This window comes from Candidatus Borkfalkia ceftriaxoniphila, assembly GCF_004134775.1.
In the GTDB taxonomy this organism is placed as follows: domain Bacteria; phylum Bacillota; class Clostridia; order Christensenellales; family Borkfalkiaceae; genus Borkfalkia; species Borkfalkia ceftriaxoniphila.
The window spans coordinates 1563806-1588975 of the sequence record NZ_SDOZ01000002.1; the positions used below are offsets into that span (position 1 = coordinate 1563806).

The 25170-nt window shown below is 54.5% G+C and carries 23 protein-coding genes; 19 read left to right on the forward strand and 4 right to left on the reverse strand.

What is annotated here, in order from left to right; translation table 11 throughout:
* Window positions 1-2: 2 nt before the first annotated feature.
* Window positions 3-3659 carry a DNA-directed RNA polymerase subunit beta' gene (gene rpoC / locus ESZ91_RS07200; protein WP_129225613.1) on the forward strand — a complete coding sequence of 1219 codons (3657 nt, stop codon included), beginning with the start codon at window positions 3-5 and terminating at the stop codon, window positions 3657-3659.
* A 46-nt stretch (window positions 3660-3705) separates the two neighbouring features.
* Here the strand turns inward: rpoC and ESZ91_RS07205 are convergent, their stop codons facing one another.
* Entirely contained in the window at window positions 3706-3942 is a 237-nt protein-coding gene (locus tag ESZ91_RS07205) for a helix-turn-helix domain-containing protein (RefSeq protein ID WP_129225615.1), read from the reverse strand.
* A gap of 229 nt (window positions 3943-4171) precedes the next feature.
* Here ESZ91_RS07205 and ESZ91_RS07210 point away from each other — a divergent pair, with 229 nt between their 5' ends.
* Complete coding sequence (locus ESZ91_RS07210) at window positions 4172-4918, forward strand: response regulator (RefSeq protein ID WP_129225617.1); 747 nt, start codon at window positions 4172-4174, stop codon at window positions 4916-4918.
* A 43-nt stretch (window positions 4919-4961) separates the two neighbouring features.
* On the opposite strand, the gene abc-f is transcribed toward ESZ91_RS07210, so the two are convergent.
* Window positions 4962-6425: a ribosomal protection-like ABC-F family protein gene (gene abc-f / locus ESZ91_RS07215; protein WP_129225620.1), complete on the reverse strand. Its 1464-nt coding sequence runs from the start codon at window positions 6423-6425 to the stop codon at window positions 4962-4964.
* An 18-nt stretch (window positions 6426-6443) separates the two neighbouring features.
* Here abc-f and ESZ91_RS07220 point away from each other — a divergent pair, with 18 nt between their 5' ends.
* From ESZ91_RS07220 to sigG, 10 genes are all read left to right on the forward strand, one after another.
* Window positions 6444-6689, forward strand: coding sequence for a hypothetical protein (locus ESZ91_RS07220; RefSeq protein ID WP_129225622.1), 246 nt, complete (start codon window positions 6444-6446; stop codon window positions 6687-6689).
* An 18-nt stretch (window positions 6690-6707) separates the two neighbouring features.
* Window positions 6708-7670 (forward strand): hypothetical protein, encoded by a 963-nt coding sequence (locus tag ESZ91_RS07225; protein WP_129225624.1) that lies wholly within the window; start codon window positions 6708-6710, stop codon window positions 7668-7670.
* A 253-nt stretch (window positions 7671-7923) separates the two neighbouring features.
* A complete protein-coding gene (rpsL, locus tag ESZ91_RS07230; RefSeq protein WP_129225626.1) occupies window positions 7924-8295 on the forward strand; it encodes a 30S ribosomal protein S12 in 372 nt (123 codons plus the stop codon).
* A gap of 189 nt (window positions 8296-8484) precedes the next feature.
* Entirely contained in the window at window positions 8485-8955 is a 471-nt protein-coding gene (gene rpsG, locus ESZ91_RS07235) for a 30S ribosomal protein S7 (protein WP_129225628.1), read from the forward strand.
* A 12-nt stretch (window positions 8956-8967) separates the two neighbouring features.
* Window positions 8968-11052 (forward strand): elongation factor G, encoded by a 2085-nt coding sequence (gene fusA / locus ESZ91_RS07240; RefSeq protein WP_129225630.1) that lies wholly within the window; start codon window positions 8968-8970, stop codon window positions 11050-11052.
* Window positions 11053-11237: 185 nt separating this feature from the next.
* Complete coding sequence (gene tuf / locus ESZ91_RS07245) at window positions 11238-12458, forward strand: elongation factor Tu (protein WP_129225632.1); 1221 nt, start codon at window positions 11238-11240, stop codon at window positions 12456-12458.
* 69 nt (window positions 12459-12527) lie between these two features.
* Window positions 12528-13259: a sugar O-acetyltransferase gene (locus tag ESZ91_RS07250; protein WP_201270867.1), complete on the forward strand. Its 732-nt coding sequence runs from the start codon at window positions 12528-12530 to the stop codon at window positions 13257-13259.
* 180 nt (window positions 13260-13439) lie between these two features.
* Window positions 13440-14279: a sigma-E processing peptidase SpoIIGA gene (locus ESZ91_RS07255; protein WP_129225634.1), complete on the forward strand. Its 840-nt coding sequence runs from the start codon at window positions 13440-13442 to the stop codon at window positions 14277-14279.
* A gap of 34 nt (window positions 14280-14313) precedes the next feature.
* On the forward strand, window positions 14314-15009 hold the full coding sequence (gene sigE / locus ESZ91_RS07260; RefSeq protein ID WP_407923388.1) for an RNA polymerase sporulation sigma factor SigE: 696 nt from the start codon (window positions 14314-14316) through the stop codon (window positions 15007-15009).
* 87 nt (window positions 15010-15096) lie between these two features.
* Window positions 15097-15876: an RNA polymerase sporulation sigma factor SigG gene (sigG, locus tag ESZ91_RS07265; protein WP_129225638.1), complete on the forward strand. Its 780-nt coding sequence runs from the start codon at window positions 15097-15099 to the stop codon at window positions 15874-15876.
* 40 nt (window positions 15877-15916) lie between these two features.
* Here sigG and ESZ91_RS07270 read toward each other — a convergent pair whose 3' ends face one another.
* Entirely contained in the window at window positions 15917-16993 is a 1077-nt protein-coding gene (locus tag ESZ91_RS07270; protein ID WP_268878049.1) for a GntR family transcriptional regulator, read from the reverse strand.
* A 148-nt stretch (window positions 16994-17141) separates the two neighbouring features.
* Between ESZ91_RS07270 and ESZ91_RS07275 the strand changes: the two genes are divergently transcribed.
* The 5 genes from ESZ91_RS07275 (at window position 17142) to ESZ91_RS07295 (ending at window position 20927) form a co-directional block, all read left to right on the forward strand.
* Entirely contained in the window at window positions 17142-18143 is a 1002-nt protein-coding gene (locus ESZ91_RS07275; RefSeq protein WP_129225642.1) for a carbohydrate kinase family protein, read from the forward strand.
* Window positions 18140-18691 carry a D-lyxose/D-mannose family sugar isomerase gene (locus ESZ91_RS07280; RefSeq protein WP_129225643.1) on the forward strand — a complete coding sequence of 184 codons (552 nt, stop codon included), beginning with the start codon at window positions 18140-18142 and terminating at the stop codon, window positions 18689-18691. The genes ESZ91_RS07275 and ESZ91_RS07280 overlap by 4 nt, the downstream gene beginning before the upstream one ends.
* A 3-nt stretch (window positions 18692-18694) precedes the next feature.
* Entirely contained in the window at window positions 18695-19543 is an 849-nt protein-coding gene (locus tag ESZ91_RS07285) for a class II fructose-bisphosphate aldolase (protein WP_129225645.1), read from the forward strand.
* 108 nt (window positions 19544-19651) lie between these two features.
* A complete protein-coding gene (locus tag ESZ91_RS07290; protein ID WP_129225647.1) occupies window positions 19652-20008 on the forward strand; it encodes a YlmC/YmxH family sporulation protein in 357 nt (118 codons plus the stop codon).
* Window positions 20009-20072: 64 nt separating this feature from the next.
* A complete protein-coding gene (locus tag ESZ91_RS07295) occupies window positions 20073-20927 on the forward strand; it encodes an alpha/beta hydrolase (RefSeq protein ID WP_129225649.1) in 855 nt (284 codons plus the stop codon).
* 34 nt (window positions 20928-20961) lie between these two features.
* Here ESZ91_RS07295 and ESZ91_RS07300 read toward each other — a convergent pair whose 3' ends face one another.
* Window positions 20962-22005: a UDP-N-acetylglucosamine--N-acetylmuramyl-(pentapeptide) pyrophosphoryl-undecaprenol N-acetylglucosamine transferase gene (locus ESZ91_RS07300; protein ID WP_129225651.1), complete on the reverse strand. Its 1044-nt coding sequence runs from the start codon at window positions 22003-22005 to the stop codon at window positions 20962-20964.
* Between the two features lie 136 nt (window positions 22006-22141).
* On the opposite strand from ESZ91_RS07300, the gene ESZ91_RS07305 reads away from it, so the two are divergent.
* Both ESZ91_RS07305 and ESZ91_RS07310 read left to right on the forward strand, forming a co-directional pair.
* Window positions 22142-23029 carry an alpha/beta fold hydrolase gene (locus tag ESZ91_RS07305; RefSeq protein WP_129225653.1) on the forward strand — a complete coding sequence of 296 codons (888 nt, stop codon included), beginning with the start codon at window positions 22142-22144 and terminating at the stop codon, window positions 23027-23029.
* Between the two features lie 159 nt (window positions 23030-23188).
* Entirely contained in the window at window positions 23189-25156 is a 1968-nt protein-coding gene (locus ESZ91_RS07310; RefSeq protein ID WP_129225655.1) for a DNA gyrase/topoisomerase IV subunit B, read from the forward strand.
* The last annotated feature ends 14 nt before the right edge of the window (window positions 25157-25170 follow it).

Genomic DNA, 25170 nt, shown 5'->3' on the forward strand with positions numbered 1-25170 from the left:
ATATGTACGAATTAAACGATTTTGACTCTATACAGATCGGAGTTGCGTCTCCCGAAAAGATAAGAGAATGGTCCTACGGCGAAGTCACCAAACCCGAAACGATCAACTACCGCACGCAAAAACCCGAAAAAGACGGGCTTTTCTGCGAAAAGATCTTCGGACCGACCAAGGACTGGGAATGCCATTGCGGCAAATATAAAAGGATCCGCTATAAAGGCATCATCTGCGAAAAGTGCGGCGTGGAAGTCACCCGCGCCAAGGTGCGCCGCGAGAGGATGGGACACATCGAACTCGCCGCACCCGTATCGCATATCTGGTATTTCCGCGGCGTTCCGTCGCGTATCGGGCTTTTGCTGGACATGGGCCCCAAACAACTCGAACAGGTCATCTATTTTGCCGCTTACGTCGTGCTCGATCCCGGCAAAGTGCCTACGCTTTCCCGCAAACAGGTCATCAACGACAGTGAACTCCGTGAGATCGAAGAGCAGTACGGCGACAGTTCCGTGACGGGACTGCGCGTCGGTATGGGCGCGGAGGCCATCCGCGAACTTTTGATGGCGGTCGATCTCGATAAAGAGAGTAAGATCACCAGTGAAATTATCGAAAACAACCAGAGCGGCGCCAAACGCCTCAAAGCGGTCAAGCGCATCGAGATCATCGAGGCGTTCCGCCGCAGCGGCAATAAGCCCGAATGGATGATCATGACCGTGCTGCCCGTTATTCCGCCCGAATTGCGCCCCATGGTGCAGTTGGACGGGGGGCGTTTTGCGACCTCCGATCTGAACGATCTGTACCGCCGCGTCATCAACCGTAACAACCGTTTGAAAAGACTGATGGAATTGGGCGCGCCCGACATGATCGTCAAAAACGAAAAGCGTATGTTGCAGGAAGCGGTGGACGCGCTTATCGACAACGGCCGCCGCGGCAAGGCGATCTCGGGTCCTTCCAACCGCGAACTCAAATCCCTTTCGGGGCTTTTGCGCGGCAAGCAGGGGCGTTTCCGTCAGAACCTTTTGGGCAAGCGCGTAGACTATTCCGGCCGTTCGGTCATCGTCGTAGGCCCCGAACTCAAACTGTACCAGTGCGGTCTGCCCAAAGAAATGGCGATCGAACTGTTCAAGCCGTTCGTGATGAAAAAACTGGTCGAAAGCAACCAGTGCCACAATATCAAGAGCGCGAAACGCACCGTCGAAAAGGCGAAATCCATCGTTTGGGACGTTCTGGAAGAGGTCATCAAAGAGCACCCCGTGCTCTTGAACCGCGCGCCGACGCTGCACCGTCTGTCCATTCAGGCGTTCGAACCCGTGCTCATCGAGGGCCGCGCCATCAAGATCCACCCGCTCGTCTGCGGCGCGTTCAACGCCGACTTCGACGGCGACCAGATGGCGGTGCACGTACCGCTCTCCATCGAGGCGCAGGCGGAAGCGCGTTTTCTGATGCTTTCCTCCAACAATATTTTGAAACTTTCCGACGGCAAACCCGTCATGAGCCCCACGCAGGACATGGTACTCGGCGCCTACTATCTGACCATTATCCGCAGATACGACGGCAAAAAGTACAACGAAATGCACGATGAGGACGAAAACGGCGAACTGTACCGCGCGGGCATCTATTCGTCCACGGACGAGGCGATCATGGCGTATCAGACCAAGACCATCACCTTGCAGGACGAGATCTGGGTCAGAAGGACCGTGCGCATCGCCGACGAAAAGAGCCCGTATTACGGGCAGGAAGTGACGGGGCGCGTCAAGACGACGGTCGGCCGCATCATCTTCAACGAGGCGATCCCGCAGGATCTGGGCTTTGTCGAGCGTGCGGAAAAAGAGGATTATATCAAATACGAGATAGACTTCCTCGTCGGCAAAAAGCACCTTTCCAAGATCGTAGACAAATGCTTTAAAACGGGCGGCGCGCCCAAGGCGGCGGACGTGCTCGACAAGGTCAAGGCGCTCGGATTCAAGTATTCCACCATCGGCGCGATCACGACGTCGGTGTTCGATATGCACATTCCGCCCGAAAAACAGGCGAAGATCAAGGCGGCGGAAGACAAAGTCGCGCAGATCGAAAAGAAATTCAACCGCGGTCTTTTGAAAGAAGAGGAGCGCTACAACGCGGTCGTTTCCGTCTGGAAAGAAACGACGGACGAAGTGACCGCCCTTTTGAAAAACGGACTGGACGAATTCAACCCCATCTGGATGATGGCGAACTCGGGCGCCCGCGGTTCCATCGACCAGATCAAGCAACTTGCGGGCATGCGCGGACTGATGGTCAACCCGCAGGGTAAAATGATCGAAATTCCCGTGAAATCGTGCTTCCGCGAAGGGCTCACCGTTCTGGAATACTTTATTTCCTCGCACGGCGGGCGCAAAGGCTTGGCGGATACGGCGTTGAAAACGGCCGACTCGGGTTATCTGACACGCCGTCTTGTGGACGTTTCGCAGGACGTCATCGTGCGCGAAGACGACTGCTGCGCGGGCAAAAAGCCGCGCGGCATGAAGATCACCGCGATCACGGGCGACAACGGCGATATCATCGAAGGGCTGGAAGACCGTCTTGCGGGGCGTTTCGTTTCCGAAGACGTCGTGGATCCCGCGACGGGCGAGATCATGGTCCGCCAGAACGAGATGATCACCGAAGATATGGCCAAAGCCATCGTCAAGGCGGGCATCACGGAAGTCGCCGTGCGCAGCATCTTCACCTGCACGGCGCGCCACGGCGTCTGCGCCAAGTGCTACGGCAAAAACATGGCTACGGGCTCGCCCATTCAGGTCGGCGAGGCGGTCGGCACGATCGCCGCGCAATCCATCGGCGAACCGGGCACGCAGTTGACCATGCGTACTTTCCATACGGGCGGTATCGCGGCGACGGGGGACATCACGCAAGGTCTTCCCCGTGTCGAGGAACTGTTCGAGGCGAGAAAGCCGAAGGGCGTCGCGACCATCTGCGAAGTTTCGGGCGTGGCGTTCATCAACGAAGTGGACAATCAGAAACACATCGTGATCCGCGACGAGTTTGCGGGTACGGAAAAGAAAGAATACGTGCTGCCTTTCAATGCCGAATTGAAGATCCGTTCGGGCGAGAAAGTGGAGCCGGGCACACAGCTCAACGCGGGTTCCGTCAATCCGCAGGACATTCTGCGTATACAGGGCGTCAAGGGCGTGCAGGACTACATTCTGCACGAGGTGCAGTCGGTCTACCGCTCGCAGGGCGTGGATATCAACGATAAGCACGTCGAGATCATCGTCCGTCAGATGATGAGAAAGGTACGCATCGAAAACTGCGGCGATACGCAGATGCTCCCCGGCGAACTGGTCGATATGTTCACCTTTGAAGAGGAGAATGAAAAGACCATCCAGAGCGGCGGCCGTCCCGCGACGGCGAAACGAGTGCTGTTGGGTATCACGAAAGCGGCGTTGTCCACCGATTCGTTCCTGTCTGCGGCGTCTTTCCAGGAAACCGCAAGGGTACTCACTGAAGCGGCGATCAAGAACAAGGTCGACCCGCTGATCGGTCTGAAAGAAAACGTCATCATCGGCAAACTGATCCCCGCGGGCACGGGCATGCGCGATTACAAGAACGTGAGTCCCCAGATCACCTCGGGACACCGCGACAGCGACATAACCCTTCCTTCTCTGGAAGAAGAGATCGCCGTCGAATAAACGAACCAAAAAAGGCTCGGCGCTTTTGCGCCGAGCCTTTTGATATTTAATATTCTTTTAAACCTAAAATATAGTCCGCCGAAACGTCCAGATATGCGCAAAGCCTTGCGAGCGTATCCAACGCGGGAAGAGAAGTGCCGTGCATATAACTGGAAATAGCGGATTGAGATACGAATACATTTTTTGCTATTTGTTTTTGGGAGATATGGCTGTCCGAAATCGCTTCGCGCAATCTTTGTGAAATGAATTCAAATTCGCTGTTTACTTTATTGCTTGGTCTCATGATTCAATTTTAGCGCAAAACTTTATAAAATTCTTAAAACTCGTATATTGGTTGATTTTCAAAAAAAGCGAACCTAAAAAGACGCCTCTTTCTTTTATGATAAAAAATAATCAAAAAAATTTTCCAAAATATGCCACAAATAGTTTGACAAATTTCGCAATAATCTGTAAAATATAAAATAATTTTTTATATATTTTTTACAAAAATTCACGAAAGATGGGGAGATGAAATGAAAATTGCAATTATAGAAGACAACAGTTTGATGGCGGAAATGCTCAAAGATATGGTAACGGAGCAGCCCGATTGGGAACTCGTCGGTATCGCGGATAACGGCGACGACGGGATCGGACTGATCCGCGCGAAGCGCCCCGATATCGTCCTTTTAGATCTGATCTTACCCAAATCGGACGGGTTCTTCGTTCTCAAAACTATCCGCGCGGAAAACATTCCCGTGAAGTTTCTCGCGCTGAGCAGCCTCAACGACGACGGGCTCATCGAAAAAGCGCTCCGTTACGGCGCGTCTTACTATATGATCAAACCCTTCCAGTTCGACCAACTCAAAGAACGCATCTGCGACGTGACGGGTATGGCTTTCCACAGCGCTCCCGCGGCGGGCGCAGCCGCTCATGTAAAATCACTGGACGAAAAGTTGTCGGATATTTTTTTACAACTCGGCATGCAGATCAAATTGCAGGGCTTTCATTTCGTGCGAGATTGCATTAAGATCGCGGCGCGTCGGCCCGATACTCAGAATAATATGAAATCTTTGTACGACGAAGTGGGAAAGATTTACGGCAAAGCCGCCGAAAAAGTGGAGCGCTGTATCCGTCATCTCGTGCTCAGCGCCATTAAGAGCGGAAAATTCGGTACGATCAACACCTTTTTCGCCGCCGACGTTTACACGCCGCCCGAACGTATGACCAACGCGCATTTCATTGCCCTTTGGGCTGACAAAATACGCATGAACTGTCTTTAATATTTCATCCCATGTCGATCCGCGCGGCTGTGCCGCGCGATTTTTACATTTCGACGGTGCGCGTCGCAACTGCTTTGCAAAACGCCGCGTCGTGCTCGACAAAGAGCAGTGTAGGGCGATATTCGAGCAAAAGTTCCTGTATCTGCATACGGGAAATCACGTCCAGAAAGTTGAGTGGTTCGTCCCACACGTACAGGTGCGCGCTTTGGGAAAGGCTCGCCGCCAGAGCTACCTTTTTTTTCTGTCCGTCGGAAAAGGACGCGACGGGAGAGCCGAACAGTTCGCTTTTAAAATCGAATTTATTGAGGATCGCCAGAAACTGCGCCGGGTCGACGCAAAGGCTTTCTGCGTAACGCGCGGGCGTCAGCGGTGAATCGGGCAGCGTTTGCGGCAGATAGGAGATGACGAGATCGTTCGGCCGCGAAATTTCGCCCGCGTCGCAGCGGATCTCACCCGTCAACAGGCGCAATACCGTCGATTTTCCGCAGCCGTTTGCGCCCGAAAGCCGCACCGCCTCGCCGCGGCGCACCGCAAGGGAAAAGTCGGAGAGCACTTCCCGTTCCCCGTACCGCACGCGCACGTGCGAAAGCGCGCATACGGTTTCCGCGCGATAGGGAAGCGGGGACAATTTCAAATTTCCCACGAATTCGGCGTCCTTCAAGAGCGAGCGCTTTTCCGCGGCGGCGCGCTCTTTCTGCCGTTCGGTCGATTTTGCGCGCTTCATCATCTTCGCCGCCATCGCGCCCACGTGTCCCTTGTCGGGTTTCAGACCCGCCGTTTTTTCGTTTTTGCTTTTCTCCACCCGTTCGCCCCACTCTTTGGTGCGCCGCGCGGACTGTTCCAGCGCCGAAATTTCCGAACGCAAGCGCTTGTTTTCCGTCCGTTCGTTGTCTTCTCTGGCGGCTTTATCCGCAAGATAGGCGGAGAAATCGCCCTTGCGCACCTCGATGCCCGTGCGGTTGAGCGAAAGGATATGGTCGCAGAACCCGTCCAGAAAGGCGCGGTCGTGCGAAACGACGATAAAACCGCTCTTTTTCCGAAGGTATGCCGCAAGCATTTCGCGACCGCGTTCGTCCAGATGGTTGGTAGGCTCGTCCACGAGCAGAAACGCGTTTTCTTTCAGGAACATGGCGGCGATCATCGCCTTTGTCTTTTCCCCTTCGGACAAACCCGCAAAGGGCGCGTACAGCGCGTTTTCGTCCAGCCCAAGCGCGAAAAGCTCGCGCTTGATCCGCCATAACGGGGCGTCGGGCGCGAGCGTTTTGAACAGTTCTTCCGCCGTGCCGTAAGGCGCGGGATAGGGGAAATACTCGAATCCGACGCTCGCGGATATTTTGCCCGCGGCTGCGAGCCGCCCCGCCAGAATTTTTAAAAAAGTGGTCTTTCCGCGGCCGTTGCGGCCGGTAAAACCGAGTTTCCAATCGGTGTCCAGCGTCAGATCTACGTCTTCGAATACGGTCTGCGCGCCGTAAGAAAAGGAAAGCCCCCGGATCTGTATCATCGACATATTTTTACCTCGCGATGTATGCCGCAAAAAATAAAACGCCGCAGCGACCCCTGCGGCGTATCTGACTATAAAGGGATTCTTTCTTGCTGCAACGCACGAAAACAAGCGGCGCAACGTCCGCTCTTTTTCGCAATTCGGTTGTTATCTGCAAGAAATGTACATGATTTCTCCTTTGTCGTTTCTGCCGATATTGTAGCACGGGAAAATAATTTTGTCAATCAACCATTGACAAACGCGGAAATTTGGAATACAATGAAAGTATAAATCGCAAAGGAGACGAACATGAAAAAGTTTTTATCTTTGGCAACCGCGCTGTTACTCGTCGGCGCGCTCGCAATTTTCGCGGGCTGCGGCAAAGGGGAGCGGTCGGGCGTCATCAAAGGAAATTATACGGAGCCGACCAAAGCCGAACTGCAATCCGCGCTCGACGCGATAGACACGGAGAAACTGTTGGGCGATACGGAGGCGGAAGGCTGGAAGACGGGGATGTCGCTGGGCGCAAACCTTTCCTATGAAATGAGCGCGGCGGGCGAAAAAATGAGTATGTCGTTCGATCTGTCGCATAAGATCTCCGCGGAATCCGCGCAGGATGCGCTCGATCTGAAAGGAGAGGGCAGCCTCGCGCTCCAGACCAACCTTGCGGGCGAAAAAGAAAAATATACCGTCAAGACCTACAACGATATGAAAAATATTTATCTGGACGCTTCGGCGCATGCGAACGGCGAAAATCAAAACGCGAAAGTCCGCATCAGCATTGCGGACATATTCGACGGCTACGGCGATATGCTGCCGATCGAACCCGTCGGCCCGACCGACGCGGCGTTGCCGACCGACGCGGACGCGCTTTTGAAAGAACTGGCGGACAGCGGCTTCACGCTCGAAATGGATACTTCCGACGGCATCAAGATAAAACTGACCGCGAACGAGAGCGTCTTTACGGAGATCTTAGAGGGCGTGAACGGCTCGCTTCCCTCTACGGGCATTCCCGCGACGGGCGAGTATTTCTCTTTCTCGAAAGATTCTTATATGGAATTTTATCTGCACGTCGGCGCGGACGGCCTTCTGAAAAAGGTTACCGCGAGAATGGATCTGGACGGCGCGTTCGATTTTTCGGGACTCGGCGACGCGGCCGCCGAAGCGCTCGGCAAAATGACGATGCGTATCAAAGGCGCGTTCGAACTGGAGATCGGCGAAGTTTCCGTTTCAATGCCTTCCGATCTTTCGGATTATCAAGCATACAATTAAATCATAGGAAAGAATTGCCGGCGCGGTTCGCAAAAATGCGAAACTGCGCCTTTTTTTTGCATAAAAACCGCCGAAGTCGCTAATTTTTGTTTCAAACGTTTGACAAAGAGGGGCTGAAATGCTAAAATATACCTTGCGACCAGTGCGTAAAGGGTTTTGCGCGCCTAAAATAAGGCAGGCCGCCGAAATTTGCTTCTGAAATTGCGTAAGGGCAATTTTAAGAGATATTCCAAATACTACAAGGAGGTAAATCATGCCTACAATCAATCAGCTGATCAAACACGGCAGAGAGAAACTCACTTACAAGAGCAAATCTCCGATCATGGAGCAATGCCCTCAGAAGAGAGGCGTATGCCTTTCGGTGAGCACCACTTCTCCCAAAAAGCCGAACTCGGCTATGCGTAAAATCGCGAGGGTGCGTCTTACGAACAAGCAGGAAGGTACCGTGTACATTCCCGGCGAAGGTCACAACCTCAACGAGCACAGTTCCGTATTGATCCGTGGCGGACGTGTCAAGGATCTTCCGGGCGTCCGTTATCACATCATCCGCGGCGCTCTCGATACCGCAGGCGTTGCCAAGAGAAAACAGGCCCGCTCCAAATACGGCGCGAAACGCCCTAAATAATTCTCGGAATCATGCGACGGGGGAATTTCCCCGCGACCCTACTTGTCGGAATATACCTTAAAATATGCCCGATTGAAAGTAGGCAGTACGCCGAAAGGCGGAAGATTCGCTACCGCGTCCGCGGCAAGCGATAGCTGTACTGAGGGTATTTAAAAACCCTTACGAATCAATTCAAGGAGGAATCAAGTTATGCCCAGAAGAGGCAATGTCCCGAAAAGAGACGTCCTGCCCGATCCCGTATACGGCAGCAAGGTTGTGACCAAACTCATCAACCAGATCATGCTCGACGGCAACAAGGCTACGGCGCAGAAAATCGTTTACGACGCTTTCGAAATCATGAAAGCCAAATTAAATCAGGAACCCATCGAGATCTTCAACCAGGCCATGAACAACGTGATGCCCGTGCTGGAAGTCAAAGCCCGCCGCGTCGGCGGTGCGAACTACCAGGTCCCGATCGAGATCCGTCCCGAAAGACGCCAGACTTTGGCGATCCGCTGGCTGGTCATCAATACGAGAAAGAGAAGCGAGCGCGAAATGTCCAAAAAACTCGCGGGCGAGTTGATGGACGCGTTCAACAACACCGGCGGCTCGGTCAAGAAAAAGGAAGATACGCACAGAATGGCGGAAGCGAACAAGGCTTTCGCGCATTTCAGATGGTAAAAGGAGTACACTATGCCCAGACAATTTGACCTTGCGGTTACCAGAAACATCGGCATCATGGCCCACATCGACGCAGGCAAAACGACGACGACCGAGCGTATTCTGTTCTATACCGGCAAAACGCATAAATTGGGTGAGACCCACGAAGGCGCCGCTACCATGGACTGGATGGTCCAGGAGCAGGAGCGCGGGATCACCATTACTTCCGCGGCGACTACGTGTACCTGGAAAAATCACAGGATCAACATTATCGATACCCCCGGACACGTCGATTTCACGGTAGAAGTCGAGCGCTCGCTGCGCGTTCTCGACGGCGCCGTCGCCACCTTCTGCGCGAAGGGCGGCGTGGAGCCCCAGTCGGAAACGGTGTGGCGCCAGGCGGACAAGTATAAGGTTCCCAGGATCGCGTACGTCAACAAGATGGACATCAACGGCGCGAACTTCGACAACGCGGTCAAAATGATGCGCGAGAGATTGGGCACGAACGCCGTGCGCATTCAACTCCCCATCGGCAAAGAAGAGACCTTTAAAGGGATCGTCGACCTCGTCAACATGAACGCCGAAATCTACAAAGACGATTTGGGCAAAGAGTACGAAAGAGTGGAGATCCCCGCCGATATGGCCGAGGATGCCAAAAAATACAGAGCGATCCTCGTCGAGGCCGTCGCCGAACAGGACGACGAACTGATGGAGAAATTCTTCGAAGACGGCGATCTGTCTGTCGAAGACCTCAAAAAGGGCCTTCGTATCGCCACCATCAAGATGGCGGTCACGCCCGTTCTTTGCGGTTCCAGTTATAAAAACAAGGGCGTTCAGTTCCTTTTGGACGCCATCATAGACTATCTGCCCTCTCCTTTGGACGTAGACCACATCAAAGGCATCAACCCCGTTACGGGAGAAGAGGAAGAGAGAAAAACTTCGGACGACGAGCCGTTCGCAGGTCTCGCGTTCAAGATCGCGGCCGATCCGTTCGTCGGAAAACTCGCGTTCTTCCGCGCCTATTCGGGCGTGTTGGAAGCGGGCTCTTACGTGTATAACAGCACCAAGCAGAAGAAGGAGCGCATCGGGCGCCTCGTCCAGATGCACGCCAACCACCGCGAAGAGATCCCCGAGATCTATTCGGGCGATATCTGCGCCATCGTGGGGCTGAAAGACACCGCCACGGGCGACACGCTCTGCGACGAAAAGCATCCCATCGTTCTGGAGCAGATGGAGTTCCCCGAACCCGTTATCAAAGTCGCCATCGAACCCAAGACCAAACAGGGTCAGGAAAAGATGACGCTCGCGCTCATCAAACTTGCGGAAGAAGATCCCACCTTCAAGACCTATACGGACACCGAAACGGGTCAGACCATCATCGCGGGTATGGGCGAACTGCACCTGGAAATCATCGTAGACAGACTGCTTCGCGAGTTCAAAGTGGAGGCGAACGTGGGTAAACCCCAGGTCGCGTACCGCGAGACTTTCAGAAAGTCGGTCGAGGCGGAAGGCAAATACGTCCGTCAGTCGGGCGGTAAAGGCCAGTACGGTCATTGTAAACTGCGTCTTGAACCCAAGGAACCCGGCACGGGCTACGAATTCGTGGACGAAACGGTGGGCGGTTCCATTCCCAAGGAATATATCCCCGCCATCGACAAAGGTATTCAGGAAGCCGCGAAAAACGGATTTTTGGCGGGTTACGAAGTGGTGGACTTCAAGGTCGTCGTGTACGACGGTAGTTATCACGAAGTCGACTCCTCGGAAATGGCGTTCAAGATCGCGGGCTCCATGGGCTTTAAAGAAGGCTTGAAAAAGGCGAATCCCGTACTTTTGGAACCCATGATGAAAGTGGAGATCGTCACCCCCGAAGATTACTTCGGCGATCTGATGGGCAACGTATCTTCCCGCCGCGGCACGATCACGGGCACCGAGGACAGAAACGGCGTGAAAGTCATCGACGCCATCATCCCGCTGTCCGAAATGTTCGGCTACGCGACCGACCTTCGTTCGCGCACGCAGGGCAGAGGACAGTTCACCATGCAGTTCTCGCATTACAGCGAAGTGCCGAAGTCGATCTCCGAAAAGATCATCGGCGAACGCGGCAAAAAAGCCGAATAATGGCGCTTTTCTAAAAAATTTTTTAAAAAACCCTGCAAAAATATTGAAATTATTTTCGTTTTAATATATAATTGTAGGTGCTTGTATAAGCTGCTTTATCTAAATAATGATAGATAGCTGCAAAGGCCGGGTTTCCGGCGGACAAGTTATCATTTATAAATAAGTATAATTTGGAGGAATTAACAATGGCTAAGGCTAAATTCGACAGAAGCAAACCCCACGTTAACGTTGGTACCATCGGGCACGTTGACCATGGTAAGACGACTCTGACCGCAGCTATCACAATGGTTATGGCATGTAAAGGTCAGGCAGCGAAGATGAAATACGACGAGATCGATAAGGCTCCCGAAGAGAAGGCTCGCGGTATTACGATCAACACTTCGCACGTAGAATATCAGACAGACAAACGTCACTATGCGCACGTTGACTGCCCGGGACACGCCGACTACGTCAAAAACATGATCACCGGTGCGGCGCAGATGGACGGCGCGATCCTTGTCGTGGCTTCCACCGACGGTCCTATGCCCCAGACCCGTGAGCACATCCTGCTCGCCCGTCAGGTCGGCGTTCCTTATATCGTCGTATTCATGAACAAGACCGATCAGGTCGACGATCCCGAACTTCTGGAATTGGTCGAAGAGGAGATCCGCGACCTTCTCACGAAGTACGGCTTCCCCGGCGACAAGACGCCCATCATCAAGGGTTCCGCTTTGAAGGCTTTGGAAAAAGCGACTTCCGGCGCTTCCGATGCGGACGTTTTGGCTGCTCCCGAGTGCAAACCTATTCTTGAACTCATGGACGCCATCGACGCTTATATCCCCGATCCCGCGCGCGAAAGCGACAAGCCTTTCCTGCTCCCCGTCGAGGACGTGTTCACCATCTCCGGACGCGGAACCGTTGCTACGGGCCGTGTTGAGAGAGGTATCGCGAAAGTCGGCGATCCCGCCGAAATCGTCGGACTCATCGAGAAGCCCCGCACGACCGTTATTACCGGTCTTGAAATGTTCCGTAAAATGCTCGACGAAGCGATTGCCGGCGACAACGTAGGCGCATTGCTCCGCGGTATCGACAGAAACCAGATCGAGAAAGGACAGGTTATCGCGAAACCCAATTCCATTCACCCTCATACCGATTTCGAAGCGCAGGTTTACGTTTTGACGAAGGAAGAGGGCGGCCGTCATACGCCTTTCTTCAACAACTATCGTCCTCAGTTCTTCGTAAGAACGACCGACGTGACCGGTTCCATCAAACTTCCCGAAGGCGTTGAAATGGTCATGCCTGGCGATAACGTGAAAATCGACGTTTCCCTCATCAAACCCGTCGCGGTTGAAGAAGGTCTCCGTTTCGCTATCCGCGAAGGCGGCAGAACGGTCGGTTCCGGCGTTGTTTCCAAAATCATCAAATAATTCCGTTTGAATCGGATATGAAACGGCTCGCTTTTTGCGAGCCGTTTTTATCAAACCGGGAGTACGAGCATGACGATCCATCACGATAAAAAAGCATACGGCAAACTTGCTTCTCTTTGCGAGGAGTTCTCGGAAGAACGGCTTGCGGAAATGGCGCAAAGCCTTTCGGCGGAAAACGAAAAGGAGGAACCTATGCGGGAATATGACAAGATGATACGCGGCGAATTGTACAACGCCGCGGACAAGGAACTGTTCGCCATGCGAAAGCGCGTGCGCGAACTCATGTACGAATATAACCATTCGCGCGAGGACGAAACGGAAAAACGCAGAAAGATCATCGACGAACTGTTCGGCGCGCACGGCAAGGACGTGTACTTCGAGCCGCCTTTCCGTTTCGATTACGGCAAAAATACCTTTATCGGCGACGACGTGTACGGGAATTTCAATCTTACAGTTCTCGATTGCGCGCCTGTACGCCTCGGAAACCAGGTATTCATGGGCCCCAACGTGACGCTCGCGACGCCCGTGCACCCCTTGCTCGCCTGCGACCGCAATATGCGCGGCGAAGAGGGGGCGAAATACGACTACGAGTACGCCAAACCCATCACGATCGGCGACAACGTGTGGCTCGCCTCCAACGTGACCGTTTGCGGCGGCGTAACGATCGGAGAAGGCAGCGTGATCGGCGCGGGCAGCGTCGTCACGCGCGATATCCCCGCGGGCGTGATCGCGGCGGGCGTGCCCTGCCGCGTGATCCGCAAACTGACCGAAAAAGACAAAATGCGCATGCCGAATGAATAAAATCGCGCCTGCAACGCCTGTCGGATGAATTTCCGACAGGCGTTTTTTCATACAAAAATCGACTGCGTGCGGCAAAGTTAACCAAAAAATCCGTCGGGCGCAGCCTTATAATGGGGATACTTTGAAAAAGGGACGGGCTTCGTAAAAGAAGGATCAACGATAAGGGGAAACGATCATGCGATGACGGTATATCTGGATCTCATCATCCTCGACAACTTCGCCGCCGATTTCGCGCTTTTATATCTCGCTGTGAAAACGGCGCGGGGAGAGGTGAAACTTTGGCGGCTCGCCCTCACGGCGCTGGCGGGTACCGCGCTCGCCGTGGGATATACGGTGTTCACGCTCTATTATACGCTGCCGCCCGCGGTTGAGATTTTCGTGAAATACGGCGTCGCCGCGCTGCTGCCCGTCTTTGCGTCAAAGTACAAGAAAAAAAGCACGCTCGCGATCGCCGTCGGCGCCTTTCTCGCCTATATGTTCGCATTGGCAGGCCTTCTGACTGCTCTGTTTTCCGATCCGCAGATCGAAGAGGGCGGGGGCGCGCTCACGTATACGATCGGCGGAGTGCCTTCGGGCGTTCTCGTCGCCTGTACGGTCCTGTTCGTCGCCGCGGCGAAAAAGACGGTTGCGAAAATCGCAAAGCGGAAAAAGATCTTGTCCCTCGTCGTCGACTGTTCGCTTTTTTATCGGGAAAATCGAGTCAGGACCCGCGCGTTTTTGGACAGCGGCAACATGGTCACGGCGCCCGACGGCACGTTCGTGGCGGTGGCGGAAAAAGCGCTCGCCGTCAAACTGTTGGGGGAACACCTCTTTACGGGATCTACGAACGGTATCAGGATACCCGTGGCGACGGTAAGCGGAAAAAGTTTCATGACCGCCTTCAAAATCGACAAAATCGAGATATATTGCGACGGGACAAGGAATATAATAGAAGATGTGACGTTGGGAATCAGCCCCGACGGAGTGCACGGGGAATACGACTTGATTCTGCCGTTCGACTTTGTGCGGGAGCAAAAATAAAAAATCGTGGAGGCGTGAGATGTTTGGCAAGATAATGTCGTCGCTTAAAGATTTTTTACAGAAGATGAGTATAAGCGACAACGTAATGGATTACATATGCGGGAGCGAGGCGTTGCCTTTGCCTTTCTCGCCCGAAGAAGAATCGGATATGCTCGGAAAACTCTCTTTGGGCGACGAAGAGGTGAAATCCAAACTGGTGGAGCACAATCTCCGCCTTGTCGTTTACATAGCCCGCAAGTTCGACAATACGGGCGTGGACGCCGACGATCTGATCTCGGTGGGAACCATAGGACTCATCAAGGCCATCAATTCCTTTAAAACGGACAAGAATATCAAACTGGCGACGTACGCCTCGCGCTGCATCGAGAACGAGATACTCATGTATCTTCGGCGCATGGTGCGCCTCAAAAGCGAAGTGTCCTTTGACGAGCCGCTCAATACCGACTGGGAGGGGAACGAACTGCTCCTTTCGGATATTTTAGGTACGGACAGCGACACGGTGTACAAGGACATCGAAATGAGCGTGGAAAAGCAACTTTTGCGCGACGCGCTGAAAAAGTTGCCCGAGCGCGAACAAAAGATCATGTATATGCGTTTCGGGCTGGCGGGCCACGAGGAAATGACGCAAAAGGACGTCGCCGATCTTCTCGGGATCTCGCAAAGTTACATATCCCGTCTGGAAAAAAAGATCATATCCCGTCTGAAAAACGAAATGAGCAAACTCGTTTAAGATCGTGAAAGAATTCTCTACATAAAAAATATACGGTTGCGCATACTGCCGAAAGAGGTCGTTACATACTTTCGGAGGTGAAATCGTATGATGCAAAAAGTAGAGATATGCGGCGTGAATACTTCGGGACTTCCCAAACTCACGCAGAAGGAAAGCGAGGAGCTGATGAAACGGCTCAAAGAAGGGGACGAAGAGGCGCGCGAACAGTTTGTCGTGGGCAATATGCGCCTCGTTCTTTCGCTCGTCAAGCGGTTTTGGGCGAAGCGCGCCAACGCGGACGACGTGTTTCAGGCGGGCTGTATCGGGCTGTTGAAAGCCATCGATAATTTCGATCTCCGCGTGGGCGTGAAATTTTCCACCTATGCGGTGCCCATGATCATGGGCGAGATCAAGCGTTACCTTCGCGACGGCAATTCTCTGCGCGTTTCCCGCAGTATCCGCGATACCGCGTACCGCGTTTTGAAAACGCGCGAGAGCATCGAGGAGAAGGACGAAGAGGCGACCATCGAAAAGATCGCGGAAACCATGAACGTCGCCCTGAAAGAAGTCGTCTACGCGCTGGACGCGATCTCGGATCCCGTATCTTTATTCGAACCCGTGTTCAACCAGTCGGGCGACGCGCTTATGCTGATGGATCAGATCTACGACGAAAAGAACAACGACGAAGTGTGGACGGAACACGCCGCGCTCTCCGAGGCGATGACGAGATTGGGCGAGCGCGAGCGGAAAATTTTGTTCCTGCGCTACTACGAGGGCAAGACGCAGACGGAGATCTCCGACGAAGTGGGCATCTCGCAGGCGCAGGTCTCGCGCCTGGAAAAGAACGCCATCAACGCCATACGCGGCAATATCGTATGCGACTGTTAAATGAAAATAATCGAAAAGACGGGCTTCGCCCGTCTTTTTTCTATTCGGGAGAGCGCACGGAACTGCGCTCGACGAGAACGGTGGGAACGCGCACGACGTAATCCCCGGCGGGCACGCCCTTTTCCAACTGGCGCAAAACCGCCGTCAGAGCGTTTCGGGCGATCTCGCCGAAATTCTGCCCGACGGTCGTAATGTTTTCGCTGATGGAGGCGGAAAGATTGTCAAAACCCGTCACCGACAGATCGCGCGGCACCGAAAGCCCGCGCGCCTCAACCGCCGCGGCGAAACAATGCGCGGAAACGTCGTTCACGCAGACGACGGCGGTCGGCCGCTGCGCCGCATGAAATATAACGTCCGCCGCTCTTTTTGCCGACTGAAAGTCCGCGGAGATGACGTCCCCCGCGCTGCGCACGGGCGAAAGACTGCCCGCAAGAAAGTATTCGGGTACGATCGCAATGCCGCTGTCGATAAGGGCGGCGCAGTAGCCGCGGAACCGCTCCGCTTCGGTGGGCAGAAACGCGTCGCTGTACGGATAATAGGCGATCTTTCTGTGTCCCCGCCTGATCAGATACTGCGTGAGCGCGTACATTCCGCCGAAATTATCGGAGGTCACGAGGGGCGCGCGGATACCCGAAACGGCAAAATCCAGAAAGGCGAGGGGGATCTTATGTAGCGAGAACTGGCTGAGAAGGTCGATGTTCGACACGCGCCCGAGGGGCATCAGGATCATGCCCAGCACGTTCTGGGTGAGAAGAAAAGAGAGGATCTCCCGTTCTTTTTCGGGCGAGCGTTCGGTATCGAAAAAGGACAGGCTGACGCGCTCGCGTTCGGCGAGTTCCCTCAGCCCGTGATAGATGCGGTTGCCGCAGTTTTCGAAGTGCGGGAAAACCACGGCGACGAACCCGCGCGTCTGCCGCACGAAAAGATCCTGCGCCGCAACCACCGTGCCGCGCCGACGGATCCTTTTTACGAGTCCCTTTTCCCGCAAAAGATCGAGCGCGTGTTTGGCGGTGATACGGCTCACCCCGTGCCGTTCGCACAATTCCTGTTCCGACGGCAGCACGTCGCCGTTTGCATACTTGCCCGATTTGATGGCGTAATACAGTTCTTCGTAGATCTTCTTATACTTTCCATGTCTGTATTATATCATAAAACTATTATATGATATATATTATTTTAAAAAAATATGAAAATAAAAATATTATGTATTATAGTGTTTCGCGCCCGCCCTTGTCGGACGCGGGAAAACATGGTACAATCGGGATATGAATACGATTACCGTCGCGGGCTCGGCTCTGACCGACCTTGTCAAAACAATCGACGCGTATCCTCAACGGGGAATGCTGACCGATATCACTGCCGTGCGGCAGTCGGTGGGCGGCTGTGTGCCCAATACGGCCGTCGATTTAAAGCGGCTGGCGCCCGAACTTTGCGTCACGGCGGCGGGGCGCGTCGGAAAGGACGCGTTCGGGGCATATCTTCGCGAAAGGCTCGCAGGAGAAGGCGTGCGGGCCGCGTTCGCGGAGGACGAGAAACGCTCCACGGGATTCACCGACGTGATGACGCTGAAAAACGGCGAACGCACCTTTTTTCACGCGCGGGGCGCGAACGCCGCTTTTTCCGCGGACGATCTGCCCGAAGAGGCGCTCGATTGCGATTTGTTCCACCTCGGCTATTTGCTCTTACTGGATCGGTTGGACGCGGCGGACGCGGAATACGGCACGGCGGCGGCGCGGCTGTTGCATTCGCTGCAACGAAAAGGGATTCGCACTGCCGTCGACACGGTCAGCGCGGAGGGCGGCAAGTTCAGGCGGATCGTCGGTGCGGCGCTCGCCTGTACCGATTACGCCGTGATGAACGAGATCGAGGCGGCCGCGGTGACGGGCGTCCCTCTCCGCAACGGAGATAAACTGATCGCAGAGAACCTGAAAGAGGCGTGCCGCGCGCTGTTCAAAGCGGGCGTTTCGCGCGCCGCCGTCATTCATTGCCCCGAACTCGGATGCGGCATGGACGAAACGGGGAACTTTTGCGTCGTGCCTTCGCTCGATCTTCCCCGCGGGTATATCGCGGGCGCGGTGGGCGCGGGGGACGCGTTCTGCGCGGGCATGCTGTACGCCTTTATGAAAGGACTGCCGATGGAAGAAGGGCTTTCGCTCGCCTCGCTTTGCGCCGCCTGCAATCTTTCCTCCGACGACTCGGTGGGCGGCGCGCGCTCCCTTGCCCAAACGCTGGCGTTGGAAAAACAATTTAAAAGGAGAAAATTATGATCACGAAACAGGAATACGAACGCGCCGCCGCATATACGCGGCGCGCGCTGAAAAACGCGGGTATCGCTATTACGGACGAAGAGGCGCGGCGCATCGAAATCGCCGATTTCGGGTTGGGAGATTTGGATAATCTCGGCTTGCAACTGCTGGTTTACGTCAATACCGAGCGCTGCTGCGCCAAAGAAATGGTGCTGCGCCCTTTCCAGACCTGCCCCGAACACATACATAACGGAGGGTTAGAGAACGGGAAACCCTACGAGGGGAAAGAAGAGACTTTCCGCGTGCGGCGGGGGACTTGTTATCTCTACGTTTCGGGCGAAGGGCATAAAGAAACGATACGGGCGCGCGTGCCCGATACGGAAGTGACCGTCTTTCATGAGATCGTTCTGCGCGAGGGAGAGCAGTACACCTTGTCTCCCGGTACCTGGCATTGGTTTCAGGCGGGCGAAGAGGGCGCGATCATCAGCGAGTTTTCTACCAAAAGCCGCGACGAGGCGGACGTATTCCGCGATGCGCGCGTGCAAAGAACGCCCCAAATAGAGGAGTAGGATATGCTTGTCAATTTAAAAGAAATTTTATCGCTCGCAGAGCGCGATAAAAAGGCGGTGGGCATGTTCAACACCACGGGATTCGACAGTTTGCAGGCGATCGTCGGCGCGGCGGAAGAACTGAACGAGCCCGTCATTCTCGCCCACGCGGAAGTACATAACGCATACAACGATATTTCGTACGTGGGTCCCGCCATGCTCGCCGCCGCGAAAAACGCGTCCGTTCCCGTATGCGTGCATCTCGATCACGGCGTCACGAAAAAGATGATACGGAAGGCTCTTCGCATCGGCTTTACGTCGGTGATGATAGACGCCTCCGCGTATCCCTATGCGGAAAATCTCGCAATCACGCGCGAGATCGCTGAGGCGGCGCACGATATGGGCGTGAGCGTGGAGGCGGAATTGGGCAGGCTCGTGACCGCCGAGGGCGGCGAACAGTTGTCGGGCGGCAATGCGAGCGATTATTATACCGACCCCGACGAGGCGGCGGCGTTCTCCCTTGAAACGGGCATCGACGCGCTCGCCGTCGCGTTCGGCACGGCGCACGGATTTTACGGCGCGGAACCGAAACTGGATTTTTCCGTCGTCGAACGCGTCGCGAAGGCGACCGGTCTGCCCCTCGTGATGCACGGCGGCAGCGGCGTAAACGAAGAGGGATTCGAAAAATCCATACGGAGCGGCATCCGTAAAATCAACTACTATTCGTACATGTCCAAAGCGGGGTTCGACGCGGCGAAAGCGGCCGTGCTCGGGGGCGGGAGCCGCTATCTGCACGACGTGGAACATGCCGCCATGCTCGCCATGAAAGAGGACGTAAAACGCGCGATCCGCGTATTCTCGCGCAAAAATTGAAATTTGAACCCGCTTTCATAGAAAGCGGGTTTTTTCATTTCGGAACATTGCGGCGGCCTCGCGCATACAATGATAAGAGGGAAGTTATTTTTGCGGGAGGTATCGAGCATGGAAACTTCGTTTTCCGAGTTAAAACAAAAGGAAGTCGTGAACGTCGTGGACGGCCGCAGGCTGGGCAGGACGTGCGATATCGTATTTACATATCCCGAAGGGCGGGTGTGCGGCATCGTGGTGCCAGGGAGCAAGGGGCGGCACTGGTTCCGCAGCAGCGAACTGTTCATCGATCTGAAAAGCATTACGAAGATCGGCGAGGACGTCGTGCTCGTCAATCTCCGTCCTGTCGTCAAATCCGACTGCAAGCCCGACAAAAAGCGGCGCTGCGGTTACGGAGAAGCGGAGTACGAATGCCCGCCGCCCCCGCCTCCGCCCAAGCCCGATCGGAGAAGTTACGACGAATACGAATAACCGTTGACAAAATTATTATTTTGTTCTAAAATGATTTTATCATTTTGAATGGAAGGGCAAAGCGATGATTTTGGAAAAGGTTGACTTATACGAATATTTCGGCCGCGAAAGATGCGGCAAAGAAAAGGGGAGTTTGACCGCTTATCTGCATACGCCGATCCGTGAAATGGGCATAAAGGAACGCCGCCCCGCGATTCTCGTGATCCCGGGCGGCGGCTACGCTTTCGTGTCCGGGCGGGAAGGGGAACCCGTGGCGCTTGCGTTTTACGCGCAGGGATTCAATGCGTTCGTGCTCGATTACAGCGTGGCGCCCGCGTTTCATTATCCCGCGCCCCTGCTCGAAGCGGGCATGGCGATGCTGTATATCCGCGAACGCGCCGAGGCTCTCGGCTGTACGGAAGATAAGATCGCCGCGATCGGCTTTTCGGCGGGCGGGCATCTGGCGGGGCTCATCTCCCTCTTTTATGAGGATAAGGCGCTTATAGAGGCGTTCGGCGGCCGCTGCAAGCGCATCCGTCCCGACGCCACGATCTACGGTTATCCCGTCGTGAGCACCGAAAAAGTGAACATTCACGAGGATTCCTTTGTCAATCTGTGCGGCGGCGCTGTGCGCGCGGAGGATTATTCTCTGGAAAAAAAGGTCGTTTCCTCGTCTTCGCCCGCCTTTATTTGGACAACGATGGACGACGAGGGCGTGCCCTGTTTCAATTCGTTCGTGCTCGCCGAGGCGTACGCCCGCGCGGGCGTGCCGTGCGAACTGCACGTGTTCGAACACGGCGATCACGGTCTGTCCACCTGTTCGTTCGACGTATTGGCGGACGATCACGCGCCCGAACGCGCGAAACGCGTGGCGGCGTGGCTGCCCATGTGTTTCGATTTCCTGAAAGATAAGGGTTTTTGCCCGCATAAAATCAAATAAAAAGATGCGCCGCGGATATGCGGCGCATCTTTTATCATTTACAACATTTTTCGATCTCGCGGCGTATGGCTTCGTTGCCCGCGGTAAAGGACGCTCCCCGCAAGTTTTCTGTAAGCGATCCGTCCGCGAATGCCGCGGATATCGCGTCCGTCAGCGCGTCTTTTTCGGCGAGTCCGCGCTCGGGCAGCACGTGAAGAAGCCCGCGGCTCTCGAAATACGCCGCGTTTTCGATCTGGTCTCCGCGGGAGCGTTTGTTGGCAAGGGGCACGACCAGCGCGCGCTTTTTAAGCGCGAGGATCTCGAACAAAGTGTTGGAACCCGCGCGGGAAATGACGAGGTCTGCGGCGGCGTACGCCGCGCCCATATCGTTCTCGAATTCCTTTTGCACGTAATTCTTTACGTTGCTTTGCACGAGATTTCCCTTGCCGCATACGTGCAGGATATCGTATTTCTGCGAAAGGGTAAAGAGGTTTTCCCGCACCGCGGCGTTGAGCGCGGCGCTGCCGCTCCCGCCGCCGAAAATAAGCAGGACGGGGCGTGTTCCGTCAAATCCGTACGCGGCGAGCGCGGCTTTTCTGTCCGCGCCGAACAATTCCCCGCGTACGGGCGAGCCCGCGTATTTTCCTTTTAAGATTTGATCCGCCGTTTCGGGAAAGGACGTGAGCACGACGCTCGAATAGCGCGAAATGAGTTTATTCGCGAGCCCGGGTTTTAAGTCGCTCTCGTGCGAAAGGACGGGGATCTTCAATTTTTTCGCGGCGATCGCCACGGGCAAGGAAACGTATCCGCCCTTGGAAAACACAACGTCGGGCTGAATGACCAAAAGCCCGCGGCGCGCGAGTTTCACGCTTTTGAAAAGGCGCAGGGGCAAAGACAGGTTTTTCAAAACACTGCCCCGTACGAGTTTGGGACATTCTATCTCGTAAAAAGGAATGTTCGACCGCCGCACGATATCCTTTTCAATGCCGTCCGTGCCCATGTAACTTACGTCGAAACGCTCTTTCAGCGCGGGCAGCAGCGCCATGTTGGGCATCACGTGCCCCGCGCTCCCGCCGCCCGTCATCAATAATTTTTTCATACTCTTAGTATATTTGAATAGGTCGGAAACTATGTTTCGCGGCGCCGTCCTTCGATGAAATTTTGGCGAGATTCTTTGTTAAACTCTTTACAAATGCGCGCATTTAGGGTACAATAAAGAAAAAAAGGAGCGTTCGATGATTCTGACGAGTTTTGACAATAAAGAGATCTATGTACGGGAATGGAAAAACGTAGAGGAGCCGCGCGGCGTGGTGCAGATCGCCCACGGTATGAACGAGTATTCGGGGCGGTACGAGGCGTTTGCCGCCTATCTCAATTCGCTCGGCTATATCGTGGTGGCGAGCGATCACAGGGGGCACGGCGAAACCGATCCCGAAACGCTCGGCTATTGGGAAGGGGATATGTTTGACGACACCGTGAAAGATCTGGCGTGCGTCGCCAAACATTATAAAGAGGAATATCCCGACCTCAAATATATTCTGTTCGGTTTTTCCTACGGCTCATTTTTAAGCCAGCGCTTTATTCAGAAATACGCGCGTTTTCTCGACGGCGCGATCCTCGGCGGCAGCAGCAAAAACGGCTGGGCGCTCGCCGAAACGGGCTACCTCTTCGCGTCGCTCGGCGCAAAGTGCAAGGGCGGGGACGCGCCTGCGCGCTTTGTCAATCAAATGATCTTCGGCGGCTACGACAAAAAGATGAAGGGCGGCGAATTTTTGAGCGTGGACGAGGAGAACAACGCAAAATATCACGCCGATCCCTACTGCAATTATGTGTGCAGCAACAACTTTTTCCGCAGTTTTATGAAAAACATGAAGAAACTGTACAGCAAAAACTGGGCGGGCGGGTTGAACCCCGAGATGCCGCTTTTGCTCATTTCGGGGGAGGACGACGCGGTCGGCGGCATGGGGAAAGGCACGCGCAAACTGTATAAGTTTTATCGGGACTGCGGCATGAAGAACGTGACGCTGCACCTCATCAAGGGTTCCCGTCACGAATTTTTGAACGAAAAGAGCAACCGCGACGAAGCGCTTTCCGTGATCTCGGACTTTCTTCGCAAAATATGATTGTGATATTTACAGCGGCGGACGGTGCGTCCGCCGCTTTTTTTGTGGAATATCGTCGATTTAATTGAAAAAAACCACTAAATATGGTATAATGGCGTTAGAATAGCGGAAGTTTATGCTCGGCATAGACCCTATACAAAACCCAATGCGGAGGAACCAATGGCAGGAAAGAACTATAATGCCGAAGACATCAAGATTTTAGAGGGGCTGGACGCCGTGCGCCTGCGGCCGGGTATGTATATCGGTTCGACGGGCGTCAAGGGCCTGCACCATATCCTTTGGGAGATCGTGGATAACGCGATCGACGAGGCTTCCAACGGCTTTGCGAGCCGTATCGAAGTCAAACTCTATAAGGACGGCAGCGCCTCGGTAGAGGATAACGGCCGCGGCATTCCGACCGATATCCACCCCAAAACGGGCGTTTCGGGCGTGGAGGTCGTCTTTACCCAACTGCACGCTGGCGGCAAGTTCGACGAACACAACTACTCGTTTTCGGGCGGACTGCACGGCGTGGGCGCATCGGTCACCAACGCGCTCTCCGAATGGCTGGAAGTGACGGTGTTCCGCAAGACCGTATACAAAATGTCCTTCCATTCGTATCTCGACGAAAAGACAGGCAAATACGCATCGGGCGTGCCCAACGAACATTTGCGCGATACGGGCGAAAAGACGCAGAAAACGGGCACGCTGGTGCGTTTCAAGCCCGATAAAGCGGTGTTCGAAAATATCAGTTTCAATTTCGAAACGGTTTCCAAACGCCTCAAAGAACTGGCGTTTCTCAACAAGGGGCTGGAAATCAATCTGGTGGACGAGCGCGTGGCGGAGGGCAAAAATCCCATCGTCGTCAATTATAAGTACGAGGGAGGTCTGCACGATTTCGCCATGTACCTGAACGACGGCAAGTCCACGCTCTATGACAAGCCCATCGGCTACAAGACGGAAAAGGACGGCATTCTGATCGAATTCGTCATGCAGCATACGGGCGATTTCACCGAAAGTTTGTTTTCCTTCGTCAACAACATTCCCACGCCCGAGGGCGGCTTTCACGAAACGGGATTCCGTTCGGGGCTTACGAAATGCCTAAACGACGTGGCGCGGAGCGCGGGGTTTTTAAAGGATAAGGACGCCAATCTGATGGGCGAGGATTTCCGCGAAGGGCTGACCGCCATTTTGTCCGTCAAAATGAAAAACGTGCAGTTCGAGGGACAGACCAAGACCAAACTGGGCAACCCCGAGGCGCGCGCGCCCGTGGAAACGGCGACCATCGAGGGACTGTCGCTTTTGTATAAAGATCCCGCCAATAAGACGGTGTTCGAGGAGATCGTCAAAAAGGCGCAGTCGGCGGCGCGCGTCAGGCTGGCGGCGCGTCAAGCGAAAGAGGTCGCCCGCGCCAAAAACAGCATAGACAATCTCACGCTGGTCGGAAAACTTGCCGCGTGCACGGGCAAAAAACCCGAACTCAACGAACTGTTCATCGTAGAGGGCGATTCGGCAGGCGGCACGGCAAAACAGGCGCGCGTCAGGCAATACCAGTCCATTCTGCCGCTGCGCGGCAAGCCCTTGAACGTGGAAAAAAAGCGCATCGACCAGGTGCTCGCCAACGAGGAGATCCGCACCATCATCAGCGCGCTGGGCGCGGGGATCGGCTCGGATTTCAACCTGGACAACCTCAATTATCATAAAGTCATCATTTTGTCCGATGCCGACCAGGACGGCATGCACATCCGCTGTATTCTCTTGACTTTCTTTTTCCGCTATATGCGCGAACTCGTGTACAACGGGCACGTGTATATCGGCATGCCTCCCCTCTATAAGGTGTATAAAAAGGACGTGGTGGAATACGCCTACGACGACGCGCAGTTGCAGGAAAAGATCGAAAAGGTCGGCAAGGGGTATCAACTTCAACGTTACAAGGGGCTGGGCGAAATGAGCGCCGAACAGTTGTGGGAGACGACCATGGACCCCGCGGCGCGCAATCTCATTCAGGTGACCATCGAGGACGCCGCCGAGGCGGAGCAGATGGTGACCGCGCTCATGGGCGACAGGGTGGAGGCGCGCAAGGAATTTCTGGCGCAGAACGCAAACTTCAACAAAGTAGATACCTTTATGGATAAAGTGAACATTTAACGCGGGAGGAAGGA